At 57.8% G+C, this 12684-nt stretch carries 11 protein-coding genes and 1 pseudogene; 10 read left to right on the top strand and 2 right to left on the bottom strand.

Annotation, left to right across the window (positions count from 1 at the left end; translation table 11 throughout):
• The first annotated feature begins 105 nt into the window (after nucleotides 1–105).
• The 5 genes from ispE (at nucleotide 106) to HPC62_RS24180 (ending at nucleotide 6013) form a co-directional block, all read left to right on the top strand.
• Nucleotides 106–1050 (top strand): 4-(cytidine 5'-diphospho)-2-C-methyl-D-erythritol kinase, encoded by a 945-nt coding sequence (gene ispE / locus HPC62_RS12195; protein WP_172356020.1) that lies wholly within the window; start codon nucleotides 106–108, stop codon nucleotides 1048–1050.
• A gap of 81 nt (nucleotides 1051–1131) precedes the next feature.
• Nucleotides 1132–3258 (top strand): patatin-like phospholipase family protein, encoded by a 2127-nt coding sequence (locus tag HPC62_RS12190; protein ID WP_172356018.1) that lies wholly within the window; start codon nucleotides 1132–1134, stop codon nucleotides 3256–3258.
• Between the two features lie 122 nt (nucleotides 3259–3380).
• Complete coding sequence (locus HPC62_RS12185) at nucleotides 3381–3719, top strand: DUF3082 domain-containing protein (RefSeq protein ID WP_172356016.1); 339 nt, start codon at nucleotides 3381–3383, stop codon at nucleotides 3717–3719.
• 15 nt (nucleotides 3720–3734) lie between these two features.
• The gene (locus HPC62_RS12180; RefSeq protein WP_172356014.1) at nucleotides 3735–5252 is read left to right on the top strand and encodes a cryptochrome/photolyase family protein; all 1518 of its coding nucleotides are present in this window, start codon (nucleotides 3735–3737) and stop codon (nucleotides 5250–5252) included.
• Nucleotides 5253–5902: 650 nt separating this feature from the next.
• Nucleotides 5903–6013, top strand: a complete 111-nt coding sequence (locus HPC62_RS24180) for a hypothetical protein (RefSeq protein ID WP_225910543.1) — start codon at nucleotides 5903–5905, stop codon at nucleotides 6011–6013.
• On the opposite strand, the pseudogene HPC62_RS12175 reads toward HPC62_RS24180, so the two are convergent.
• Nucleotides 5990–6249, bottom strand: a pseudogene (locus HPC62_RS12175) (DUF433 domain-containing protein); the annotation flags it as partial. The gene HPC62_RS24180 and the pseudogene HPC62_RS12175 sit on opposite strands and share 24 nt — an antisense overlap.
• A 240-nt stretch (nucleotides 6250–6489) precedes the next feature.
• On the opposite strand from HPC62_RS12175, the gene HPC62_RS12170 reads away from it, so the two are divergent.
• From HPC62_RS12170 to HPC62_RS24305, 4 genes are all read left to right on the top strand, one after another.
• On the top strand, nucleotides 6490–7935 hold the full coding sequence (locus HPC62_RS12170; protein ID WP_172356012.1) for a glycoside hydrolase family 13 protein: 1446 nt from the start codon (nucleotides 6490–6492) through the stop codon (nucleotides 7933–7935).
• A gap of 95 nt (nucleotides 7936–8030) precedes the next feature.
• Nucleotides 8031–8804: a 1-(5-phosphoribosyl)-5-[(5-phosphoribosylamino)methylideneamino]imidazole-4-carboxamide isomerase gene (hisA, locus tag HPC62_RS12165; protein WP_172356010.1), complete on the top strand. Its 774-nt coding sequence runs from the start codon at nucleotides 8031–8033 to the stop codon at nucleotides 8802–8804.
• Between the two features lie 32 nt (nucleotides 8805–8836).
• Nucleotides 8837–10066 (top strand): DUF790 family protein, encoded by a 1230-nt coding sequence (locus HPC62_RS12160; RefSeq protein WP_172356008.1) that lies wholly within the window; start codon nucleotides 8837–8839, stop codon nucleotides 10064–10066.
• 526 nt (nucleotides 10067–10592) lie between these two features.
• Nucleotides 10593–10781, top strand: a complete 189-nt coding sequence (locus tag HPC62_RS24305) for a hypothetical protein (protein WP_205369559.1) — start codon at nucleotides 10593–10595, stop codon at nucleotides 10779–10781.
• Between the two features lie 107 nt (nucleotides 10782–10888).
• Here HPC62_RS24305 and HPC62_RS12150 read toward each other — a convergent pair whose 3' ends face one another.
• Nucleotides 10889–12202 carry an NF041680 family putative transposase gene (locus tag HPC62_RS12150; protein WP_172353244.1) on the bottom strand — a complete coding sequence of 438 codons (1314 nt, stop codon included), beginning with the start codon at nucleotides 12200–12202 and terminating at the stop codon, nucleotides 10889–10891.
• Between the two features lie 144 nt (nucleotides 12203–12346).
• Here HPC62_RS12150 and HPC62_RS12145 point away from each other — a divergent pair, with 144 nt between their 5' ends.
• The gene (locus HPC62_RS12145; RefSeq protein WP_225906622.1) at nucleotides 12347–12673 is read left to right on the top strand and encodes a WCX domain-containing protein; all 327 of its coding nucleotides are present in this window, start codon (nucleotides 12347–12349) and stop codon (nucleotides 12671–12673) included.
• The last annotated feature ends 11 nt before the right edge of the window (nucleotides 12674–12684 follow it).

Raw genomic sequence — 12684 nt, 5'->3', positions numbered from 1 at the left:
AGCTATTGAAATGACTATTGAAATGGCCAGGATAAACCGCCAGGATCAGTGGTTAGTTCATTTGTTCACTTTAGCAGGGGTATCCCGCCCCCCCCAACCCCTAGAATGCGCTCTTATTCTCTAATTGCCCCGGCCAAAATCAATCTTTATCTGGAAATCATTGGCGATCGCCCCGATGGGTATCACGAACTGGCGATGGTGATGCAGAGCGTGTCGCTGGCGGATTGGGTGGATCTGCGGGCAAATGGCATCGAGCAGTTTCGCCTCAGTTGCGACTCGCCGGAGATTCCCGCCGATGAGAACAATCTGGCGCACAAGGCGGCGGTGCTAATGGCGCAGCGGTTTCCCAAGGCCTACGCCCAGTTTGGCGGGGTGGATATGACGCTGCACAAGCGGATTCCTGTGGGCGCGGGGCTGGCGGGCGGCTCGACCAATGCGGCGGCGGTGCTGGTGGGGCTGGATCTGATGTGGGGGCTGGGTCTGACCCGGATGGAACTGCAAGAACTGGCGGCCGAGTTGGGGTCGGATGTGGCCTTTTGCATTGGCGGCGGAACGGCGATCGCCACGGGCCGGGGCGAACAGCTCGACCCGCTGCCCAGTGTGGATTATCTCTGGGTGGTGCTGGCAAAATATCGCAGCCTGCCCATTTCCACCGCCTGGGCCTACAAAACCTATCGCCAGCGGTTTGAAGGAACCTATGCCCGCGATACCGACTCGCTCCAGCAGCGGCTAGAGCGGGTTCACGCCGGGCCAATGGTGGGGGCGATCGCCCAGCGCGACGGCTCCAAAATTCCCGAACTGCTCTACAACGATTTCGAGCGTGTGGTTTTTCCCGACTATCCCAAGGTGGCGGCGCTAAAGCAGCAGTTGCTCGATCTGGGGGCGGCAGGGGCGCTGATGTCGGGGTCGGGATCAACGGTGTTTGGGCTGGCCCATTCCCAGGCGCGGGCCGAAGCGCTGACGGCGGCCCTGCGCGAACAGCAGCCCGACCCAGACTTGGAAATTTGGGTGGGCCAGTTGATTGCGAAAGGTATCCATTTGGCACCGTAATCCGAAATTTGGGGTATTAGATGGGTATGCAAGGAACAGCGCTGTCTGGCGCTCTCCATGCCCCCTTTAAGGAGTTGATCCATGTCCCAAGCCCAACCGTCGGCTGCATCCGAAGCGCCTGAAACCCGCTATCTTACCCCAGAGCAGGAATGTGACCTGGTGATGAAAGGCGGCATCACCAGCGGCATTGTCTATCCGCCCGCAATTTGCAAACTGGCCGGCGAGGGGAAGTATCGCTTTCGCAGCGTGGGGGGAACCTCCGCTGGGGCGATCGCCGCTGCGGTGACGGCCGCCGCCGAGTTTGGCCGGGAAACAGCCTGGGACGGACAGCCCAGCGGATTCGACCGACTCGACACGCTCAGTCAACAGCTTTGCCAAGAAGGATTCTTGCTCAGCCTGTTTCAGCCAGAACCGATGCTGAAACCGCTGATGGACGCGCTGATGGCGATTTTGGGCATCACGCCCGACCCCAAAACGGGCAAATCGGGCAGAGCCGCCAGCGCCCAAGGCTCGAAACCCAGAAAATCCTGGCTCCAGCGGATACAGGAATTGCTCGACATCACCCGCCGCACCAGCCCCGCCAGTGCCCGCAAGGGAACCCTCTGGGGACTGCTGGGTAGCGCGGTGCTGGCGCTGGTGCTGGGAACTCTGGCGGCGATCGCCTTTGGCATTGCAGGCTGGCTGACGGGCAACTCGGTGGCGCTGGGCGACTACCTGCTGGGGGTGGGCGTGCTGGCGGTGATGTTCATCGGGCTGGATCGGCTGCTGGGCGTGGGCACGCTGGCGGCGGGCGCGGTGGATTTGTACACGGCGCTGTTCAAAATGCTGCCCACCAATCTGTTTGGCATTTGCACCGGACATATGCCTGAAGCAAATGGGCCAGACCCCAACCCCATTGCGCTGACGGACTGGCTCAGCGTCAACATCAACAATCTGGCGGGGCTAGATCCAACCGGGCGACCGCTCACCTTTGGCGACCTGCGAAAGAAGCCCCTGCCAAACGGAGATCTGCCCGACTGCGATAACGGTAAATACAACATCGACCTGCGCGTGGTCACCTCCAATCTCAGCCACAATCGCCCCTACACCCTGCCCTTTGAACCCGACCATCGCTTTATTTTTAAGGCGGAGGAATTTAGCAAGCTGTTTCCCAGCAATGTGGTCAAGCATCTGGTCGAAAAGGCGGGGCAGCGGCCGCAGTATGACCTGCCAAAGGGCTATTACTTTCTGCCCGATCCCGACGATCTGCCTGTGGTAGTGGCAACGCGCATGAGCCTTAGCTTTCCGGTGCTGATTAGCGCGGTGCCGCTCTACACGGTGTCCCAGTCGTGCCTCAATCGCCACCAGCCGGGCGATGTGATCAGAGTAGACCTGACGAAAAATTCCAAAGATTTGCAGCAAAACTGGTTCAGCGATGGCGGCATTTGCAGCAACTTCCCGATTCACTTTTTTGACTCGTGGCTGCCCACGCGCCCAACCTTTGGCATCAACCTGGGGTCGGTGTCGGAAGATGCGCTGCAAGTCAGACCTGGATTTGGCACGGGCGCGACGCGCACGATCAATCCGGATTATCTGAGCGTCACGCCCAACTCGCCCAATTTGCAAGAAGAGCGATCGCAGGAAAGCGGCCGTGTGCTGAATCAGGATGTGTTTCTGCCGCGCCCCAACGATCGTCAGGCTCCCGAATGGGTCGATTTGCAGTCGAACCTGCTGGCCTTTGCGTGGCAAATGTTCCAGACCGCACAAAACTATCGAGACACCAGTCTGGCCGGGCTACCTGGCTATCGCGAACGAATTGCCCAGGTGCGCCTGGCCCACGACGAAGGCGGCCTCAACCTGGCAATGGACAAGGCTACGATTGAGGGCGTGATGAACAAGGGCAAAACCGCAGGCGATAAGCTCATTAAGGAGTTCAAGTTTGAGGATCACCAGTGGGTGCGGTTCCGGGTGCTGATGGGGCTATTGGAAGAACGGCTGACGCAGCTCGAAGCAGTCGCCTTTTCTACGAAAAAGTTCGACTATGAAACTCTGACAACCCACCACGCCAGCTATCCCTATGCCTATCCTGATGACATCCACGCCAAGAAGGCCAGGGAATGCGTTGAGCGGATGCGCCAGTCGGTGACGACTTTCTGGGCGTGTGCCCCTGCCCTAGATGAGAAGCTCCCTCAGCCAAAGACCGTGCTGCGGACGATGCCAGAACTTTAGAGCCGATGACGGGATGCGAGGAGGGGAGGAGGGTACCAGGACGCAAGTCTAAATTCCCATCCTCCCCTTCTCGTTCCATCCTGTAAGATCATCACTAGCAAGGCTCAAGTGAGGTTCGCGACATGGCAGAGATTAACCCTGTTCAAGAGACTGCTAAAAAGAAGCCTCTCCCCCTAGTGGCAGATGAGACACCGCCGACCCCCCTGCGCTGCTGGACGGGGGCTGCTATTTCAGGGGCGATCGCCACTGCGCTTTATTTCCTCACCGTTTCCATCCACAGCACCTTTGCTGCCAAGCCGCTGCCTGCGGGCAATTCCCTGGCAGTGAGCATTGGCTCGGCCGTGCGGACGCTGGTGCTGGGGATGAGCTGTCTGGCGCTGGTGACGTTTGGCATTGCGGCGGTGGGGCTGGTGGCGCTGGGGATTCAGCTTCTATTTCAGCCCAAGCAGTCGGATGCGTAGGGCGTTCTCCCAACTATGACCATTGGCATCTGGGTGCTGGGCGACCAGCTTTGGCAGAGGCAGGCGGCGCTGCAAAGCCGTGCTGAGCAAGCGGAAAACACGCCCGTCATCCTGATCGAGTCGCTGGGCTGGGTGCGGCTGCGTCCCTATCACAAGCAAAAGCTGGTGCTGGTGTGGTCTGCCATGCGCCACTTTGCGGCAGAACTGCGCGAGGCGGGCTGGCCCGTCACCTACGAAACCGCCGAAGATTTTGAGTCGCCGCTGGTGGGTTGGATCGAGGCGAACGGCATTACGGAACTGCGGGTGATGACACCGGGCGATCGCCCCTTCCTGCACCTCATCCAGTCCCTCAACTTGCCGTGCGATCTGAACCTGTTGCCCAATAACCACTTCCTCTGGCAAGATGGCGATTTTGCTGCCTGGGCCAAGGGTCGCAAGAACCTGCTGCTGGAATATTTCTATCGCGAAGGGCGGCAGCGCTTTGGTGTGCTGATGGAGGGCAAGCAGCCCGTCGGCGGCGCATGGAATTTTGATAAAGACAATCGCAAACCGCCCAAGGGCAAGCTGAACCCGCCCGCGCCGCTAGAATTTGAGCCGGACGCAATGACCCGTGAGGTGATGCAGCAAGTGCGGGAATTGGACTGCCCCACCTACGGAGAACTGGAGCCGTTTCGCTGGGGTGTGGGGCGATCGCACGCGCTGCAAGTCCTGGATCACTTCATCGCCACGCGCCTGCCCACCTTTGGCCCCTACCAGGACGCAATGGTGACGGGCGAAGACACCATGTGGCACGCGCTATTGTCGCCCTATTTGAACCTGGGGCTGCTGCGTCCGCTGGAGGTGATCCACGCCGCCGAACGCGCCTACCACAAACAAGCCCTCAGCCTCAGCAGTGTTGAAGGCTTCATCCGCCAAGTGCTCGGCTGGCGCGAGTATATGTACGGGCTATACCATCACGTCGAGGCAGACTACGCCCAGCGCAACTGGTTTCAGCATACTCAGCCGCTGCCCGCCTTCTTTTGGGACTCGACCCAGACCGACATGAACTGCCTCCGCCAAACCCTCCGCCAAGTCGAACGCACGGGCTACGCGCACCACATCCAGCGGCTGATGATCCTGGCGAACTTTTCGCTGATTGCTGGGTTCTCGCCGCAGGAAGTCGAAAACTGGTTTCACGCCGCCTTCATCGATGCCTACGACTGGGTGATGCAGACGAACGTCATTGGCATGGGACTCTTCGCCGATGGCGGCATCCTCGCCTCCAAGCCCTATGCCGCCTCCGCCAACTACGTCAACAAAATGAGCGACTATTGCAAAGGCTGTCGCTATGACCCCAAACAGCGCACGGGCAAAAACGCCTGTCCGTTCAACTTTTTCTATTGGGACTTCCTCGATCGCCACCGCGCCCAGCTAAAATCCCAGGGCCGCATCAACCTCATCCTCGCCAACCTCGACAAAATGCCCCCCGAAGAACTCCAAGCCATCCGCCAACACGCCAAAGGATGGCACGAGCAGCATTCTTATCTAGTTTAAATTGGCGGGCACCTCGAAAAATTCAGAACCTCTTGAGAATGGCTACGAGAAAACAAGGGTTTCAGACTTCTAAAATTCTCAATAAGGCAATTAATCGAGGTGCCCTATTGTTTGGGATGTTGTTCAAAACGAAATCCCTACACTGATTTCGGTGTTGAAATCGAGAATTCCTCCTGGATGCTAAGAGAGTGTGATGGGCGATCGCCCCCTAGATTCACTCCAAAGGTCTCTATGGTTTGATTTCATGGCGTAATCAACCGACCTACAATAAAAGCAAGTAAGTTTGAGGGAATCGAATGACACCCCAACTGATGATCCAGCCCTCCTCGTTTTTGCCGACTGGCATCCGCCTTTAGCCAGTCGGCAACTTTAGCCTGTTTCGCTTTACCGACGACCTGCAAAGCCGCCTGGAAACCCTCCTGGAAAAACAGAAAACCGACAGCCTCACCGCAGCCGAAACCGCAGAGTGGGCTGGCATTACCGACCTATCGAGAACCTTCACTTTGATCAACGCGCAACTGGCAGCCAGTCAAGCCACCGTCTGATTTGGGGCGGCAAATTCGTCTTTTGGCGGCGATCGCCTTCTTTCAGAAAAAAAGCTGTCGCTCGGCAAAGCCGCTGAACTTTCGGGGCTAAATCGTTTGTCTTTTATGGATCTGCTGGTTGAGAGGAATATTGTTGTCTTCGACTACGATGAGTCGGCCCTTGCTACAGACTTGGCTGGCATCGGTGAACATAGATTTCACCAGCGGATCAATTAACTCGTCGGGAATGCGGTTTTGCTCAATGTAGCGGTTGATTTCTGCTGGATGGTCGCTGTAGTAGGTCAACGCGCTGAAGACCTGCGCTAACGTCAGGTGCGGCATCCCGACGGGAATCTCCTCTGGCGCGACGCCCATCCGCCATGTTTCGGCGATCGCCCTCGTCGAAGTCCGCGTTTCCCAAATATTGACCCCTGACTCAGAATTTCGTCACCTCGGACGATCTCGGACAGTATACGGATAGTTCGTTGCGCGAACTATTGCCCCTTCTCCAAGCCCACGCTATCCACCGTATCGGACACGATAGCTGAGTGGGTCTATAATCGTCTCCACCGACAGATCGTTAATTGATCCAACTGATAGACCCAGCATTTCGGTGGCTTGTGGCATAGTTCGGGTGTCGGGGACATAGACCCGGAAACAGACCGCTGTTCTAAAGCCCTGACCCCCACCTCTACCCCCTGTTCTCGTTGCTCATGTCCATCCACACACCTGACTGGGTAAAACACGCCGTTTTCTACCAAATCTTTCCTGATCGGTTTGCCCGCAGCAGCCAGCTTCATCCGGTATTTAGCTCGGCTGCGCTAGAGCCGTGGGACGCACCGCCCACCTTCCACGGCTATAAGGGCGGCGACCTCTGGGGCGTAGTCGATCAGCTTGACTATTTGCAAAATCTGGGCGTTACGGCTATCTACTTTACGCCCGTGTTCCAGTCTGCCAGCAACCACCGCTATCACACCCACGACTACTATCAGGTCGATCCGCTGCTGGGGGGCAATGAGGCACTAGAGAAGCTGCTCACCTCTGCCCACAGCCGGGGCATTCGTATTTTGCTGGATGGCGTGTTTAATCATTCCAGCCGGGGATTTTTCTTTTTTAACGATATTTTGGAAAACGGGTCGCGATCGCCCTGGGTAGACTGGTTCCGCATTCACGACTGGCCGCTCTCGGCCTACGACGACGAAAAGCCTGCCAACTATGCAAGCTGGTGGGGGCTGCGGGCGCTGCCCCAGTTTAACCACGACAACCCTGCCGTGCGGGAATACCTGATGCAAATTGGCGAATACTGGATCAAGCGGGGCGTAGACGGCTGGCGGCTGGATGTGCCCAATGAGATTAAAGCCGATGGGTTCTGGCAGGAATTTCGCGATCGCGTCAAAGCGGTCAACCCCGAAGCCTATATTGTCGGCGAGATCTGGGAAGATGCACGGCACTGGCTGGATGGTACGCAGTTCGACGGCGTGATGAATTATTTGTTCACTGCGCCGACGATTGCGTTTGCGGCGGGCGATCGCGTGGATTTGCCCCTGGTGGAAAATCGCTCCTATCGTCCCTATCCGGCGCTGGATGCCGTAGGCTATGCCGCCAAAATCCAGGAACTGCTTGACCTTTATCCCTGGGAGATTCACCTGACGCAGTTGAACCTGCTGGATAGCCACGACACGGCTCGGCTGATTTCGATTGCTCAGGGCGATCGCGACAGCGTGAAGCTTGCGACCCTGCTGCTGCTCACCTTTCCCGGTGCGCCCAGCATTTACTATGGCGACGAGGTGGGGCTACCGGGTGGCAGCGACCCCGACTGTCGGCGCGGCTTCCCCACCCCCGACCAGTGGGATCGCGACGCGCTGGCCTATCACCGCGAACTAATCGCCCTGCGCCACAGTCATCCGGCCCTCCGCACGGGCGACTATCGCATCCTCGCCGCCGTGGGGCATTGCTACGTCTTCTCGCGCACGCTGGGCCAGGACTCGCTGCTGGTCGCCGTCAACGCTGGCCTCGACCCCGCCGAAGTCACCCTCACCGCCGACACCCTGCCCACCAATCCTGTCGATCGCCACCTCTGGGGTGCAGGCGAGTTTCACATTACAGAAGGTCAGTTGACCCTGCGGCTGCCGGGGCGATCGGGGCTGGTGTTGGGGTGATGATGAGCTGGTGTTGGGGTGATGATGAGATCGTGGGATGATGAAAAACGGATGATGAAAAACTGAAATGATCTGAAGCATTCCCTGACCCCCTCATGGACGTAATCCCTGCTATTGACCTCCTCGACGGCCGCTGTGTGCGGCTTTATCAGGGCGACTATGCCCAGTCGGAGGTGTTTCATGATGATCCGGTGTTGGTGGCGCAGGAGTGGGTGGCGCAGGGCGCAACGCGGCTGCATCTGGTAGATCTGGATGGAGCCAAGGCGGGGCATGTGGTGAATGGGGACGTGATTGAGGCGATCGCCCGCTCGGTGTCGATTCCGGTCGAGGTGGGGGGCGGCTTGCGCGATCGCCAAAGTGTGGCGGAGGTGCTGGGGCTGGGCGTGCGCTGGGCCATTTTGGGCACGGTGGCTGTGGAAAATCCCGATTTGGTCGCGCAACTGTGCCAGGAGTTTCCGGGGCAAATCATCGTCGGCATTGATGCCCGAAACGGCAAGGTGGCCACTCGCGGCTGGCTAGAAACCTCAGAAGTAGACGCAATTCCCCTGGCGCAGCAGATGGCCGACCTGGGCGCAGCCGCCATCATCTATACCGATATCCACCGCGACGGCACGCTGCAAGGGCCCAACCGCGAGGCGCTGCGAGAACTGGCCAATGCCATTGCGATTCCTGTGATTGCCTCTGGCGGCATTAGCTCGACCAGCGACCTGATGGGGCTGATGGCGCTGGAGCCGATGGGGGTGACGGGGGCGATCGTGGGGCGGGCGCTCTACACGGGCGCATTGTCGCTCCGGGATGCGGTTCGTGCCGTGGGCCAGGGCCGCTGGCAGGATGTGCCTCCCGACCTCGGCTTCTCAACCTTTGCCTGATTGCCCGATCGCCCGTCTCGCCCTGTCCCCCGATGCTGCCTTCTGACCTGCTGATCCACCGACCCCGCGGCGAAAGCCTAGAGCCGAAACGATTGGCGCTGAATGACCCAAATCGGGCGATCGCCATCGACCTGATCGACCAGTTCCAGCAGCACGTTGGCAAAACCCAGGGCGAATTGGACGGCCAACTCCGCGAAATGGAAGGCGAAGAAACGGATTTCAAGGTCAAGCGGGGACTGGCGCACCTGCTCAAAAGTGAGGCCTTCAGCACCTTTGAAATTGTCAGCCCCCTAGAGCCAGGACAACTGCGAGAGCGTGTCTTTGCTATAGCGGCGCAGCGCGTCCCCTCGCCCCCAGCCACCGAACAAACCCTCCAAACCTTGGCGGCCCAACTCAGCGCCGAGCTAGAGCGCGAAGTCTTCCCCGACCACATTCGCGCCGGACTCTATGCCGACCTGTCCGAAAACCGCATCCTCAGCCGCTTTGAGCCGCCCACGCCCGATGCCCTCCTGCACCGCTACAACCTGTCTCAGGTGCAGGGCGTGTTTTATAAAGCCAGCCACCTCATCCTCACTGCCCATCGCAACGATCCCGGCGAATACAAGCTGCTGTTTCGCTATCTCAAGCTCTTTGGGCTAATGGCCTACATCGAGGGCGACGCGGATCACGGCTTCACCATCACCATCGACGGGCCCGCCAGCCTGTTTGGCAATAGCACCCGCTACGGCACCGACATTGCCAAGCTGCTGCCTGCTCTGCTGCACGTCACCAAATGGAGCCTGAACGCTGAACTGCAATGGCGCGACACTTACACGGGCGAAGTGCGGCCGCGCCGCTTTGCGCTGGATTCCGACTGCGGACTGGTGAGCCATTATCCACCGGGCAAACCCTACGACAGTATGCTGGAGTCTGCCTTTGCCGAACGCTGGGATGCCCTGAAAACCGACTGGCGACTGGAGCGCGAGGTAGACCTGATCCCGATTCCCGGCAGCGTGATGATTCCGGACTTTCGGCTGGTGCATCCTGACGGGCGATCGGTACTGCTGGAAATTGTCGGCTACTGGCGACCAGAGTATCTCCGCAAAAAGTTTTCGCAGGTGCGGCAGTCGGGCTGCGAGAACCTAATCCTGGCGATTTCCGAACGGCTGAATCTGGAAAAAGCGGGGGTGAAGCCGCAGGACGCACCCGCCCGCATCGTCTGGTTCAAAGACAAGCTCCAGCCCAAAGCGGTGCTGGCGGCCCTCGAAGAGAGCAGCCCTTAGCCTACAGATCCAGATCGGGTACTATTTCTACAGTTGCCAGTTACGAGTTCTATAGTTGTCAGTTACGAGAGCATCAATCTCGATTTCAATCCCTGGAAGGGATGTGGGGGTTTTGCGACCTGCTGAATCGGCTGTCCACCAAGCTCTAGGAGCCGTTTCAATCCCTGGAAGGGATTTTTGGGTTTTGCGACAAAAATATAGCTCTACGCAGTCACGTCAGGATATTTTCTAAAAGCAGCATCAACATAATCACGAAAGTTATCAGACTCATCTCAGCGTTGCCGCATCGCACTTATACTCATCGCAAAAGCGAGATGCACTCTACGAATGCTCTGTTCTTCAGGAATGCCCAAGTCGTAAAGGTAGCTGCGGCTGGCGGTAAACCACGACTGGATCCGCGATCGCATCGATACCTGTAACAAAGCGCTGAATTTGCTCAAAGACGCGGGTCAGATCAACGAAGCCTTAGAGCTAGCCCAGTTGCTCCTAGAACGAAGCGAACTGAGCCACCCGCTGCGTCAAGAAATTGAGCGCTGGGTCAACCAGCCCACCGCCCCCTTGGCGCACTGACCTCGATCGCTGCATTCGGCTGCACCGACCCTTTAAGCTGGTCTATCAAGATGCTGCCGATCGCCTGTGGAACTTTACTGTACGCCACGCCAAGATCGAGCGCCACGAAGATCGCCAATATCTCGACTGCTGGTGCGATCTTTAGTTTGGACTAACTGGCATCACAATAATGCTCAACAGGATGCCATAAAGAATCTGCTCAACCGTTCATAACAGTTGAACTTAAGGAATTGGATACAATCCTGCTCGCAGTTAAGCTGCTGTTGCAACCGGACTGTTCAGGGATTGTTCGGATGTCTTGCGTTTCGAGGCTCGTTTTTTGACCATCGGATAGCAGGGACGAGGAGTTGGCTTGTGCCCCTTGCCTCGTCCTGGCGATTTACCACGAGGTTTAGGCGCAGGAGCAGGGGTGCCAATCGCTGCCAAAATGCCTGCAAACGCTTGTGCGACCCGACCCGGAGTCAACGTTTCTTGCGGTGCCTGCCAGGGCAAGGGGTGGTCAGTACAGTCCTTTCGCGCTAACCACAACTGCCAACTGAGCAACGGCATCAGGCTGCTCCACTGTTCGGTTGCCGATACAGAACTGAACTGGGGATGTGTCCAATATAGCCTCTGCTTGGCAAAGCGATACCAGTGTTCAATGGCAAAGCGACGGAGGTAGTGCAACCACAGGGTTTCTAACGGAGGCATCTGCTCACCCAGCCAAACTAACCACAAAGGAGCCAAGCGTCGCGTGCTGCTCTGTGTCTCCAGCACCTCCACGCGCAACACTTCCATTGCCCGTTTGGGGGATTTGCGGAAATGGTATGCACTCCAACGACTGACCCGCACTCGTCCCCAGTTGGGATCATCGACTTCAACGGTTTCGACCGGGACACTCCAAGTGTCAGGGTCATTGAGTTTCATCTTATGTCCATGCTTGGCAGGTGCGCCTCGCCCTCGATACGCTGGGGGCGCGCCATAGACACATCGATTGGATGTAACCCGCAGCAGCAAGTCTGCCTCAATCCCTGCCGTTTGGTTGACAAAACTGGCATTGCCGTACCCTCGGTCGTAGATCGCCAACGGACGCACCGCTAACTGCCGAGTCACTTGTTTGAGTTGGAATGCCGCTTTACTGGCGGGTGTTTCAAAGCTGGTGATGCGCTCATGCCGCAATGGTAATGCCCAACTGCCCCTGTCTTCAGCAATCCAGGCTAAGGTACTGTAGTTTTGTCCGGCTATCGGGGCATGTCCTGTTCTGCCTGATAAGGTGCGGTCTTTCAAACGCCTGGCAGCAGGACGGTTCCACCGACTCGCATCACCTGCCAACAACGGTTGCTGCTGAGTCGGTATCTGCTGCACCAACAGCTTCAGCACCTTTGATCGGGGTAGGCGGCTATCGCGCAACGCTTCATAGGTGCTCGACCACTGGCGACGAAAGACAGGACTCTGCGATAGCCTCACAAACGACACGATGCACGCACTCACTAACACGGCATCCATCAGATCAAACAGGGCATCTCTGGCGTTTCCCAAGCTGGCATACAACGTTTGGCGAAATTGCTGAAGTTCGTTGAAAATCATGGGGTCAATGTTGGTTGTACTTCATTGACCTTACGGCAGTCGGTGCTTCTCATTGACTGCCTTCCTCTTCACCATTAGTCCAAACTAAAGTGCGATGAGACAGAGGGGAACCAGGATATTGAACCACTGCGGCACAATCGGTCATTGCGGCTGGATCGAATCCCGGATGAAGCCGTCATTGCTCCTGCCGACGGTCAATGGCAACCAGAGTTAAGCCACATCGAGATTGAGCTTCATCTGAGGCGGGGGCTGGCTCTTGGCTATCGCACAAAAACGGGGGCGGATCTGACCAACGAGTGGCTGCCTGAGCAGCAAATTCGACGAGTTGTTCGCCGCATTCACAACACGTTCTGGTTCTTTCGCGAGGTACGACGCTATGGCTCTGAGTGTGTGATTGTGTCGCCAGAGGCAGTGCGCGATCGCTTTAAGCAAGAACTCCTGGACATGATTGAGCAATACAATGCCGACTAACCCAGCCATGT

The organism is Thermoleptolyngbya sichuanensis A183, from assembly GCF_013177315.1.
Classification (GTDB): Bacteria; Cyanobacteriota; Cyanobacteriia; order Elainellales; family Elainellaceae; genus Thermoleptolyngbya; species Thermoleptolyngbya sichuanensis.
This window is presented reverse-complemented; position numbering and strand designations above follow the sequence as displayed.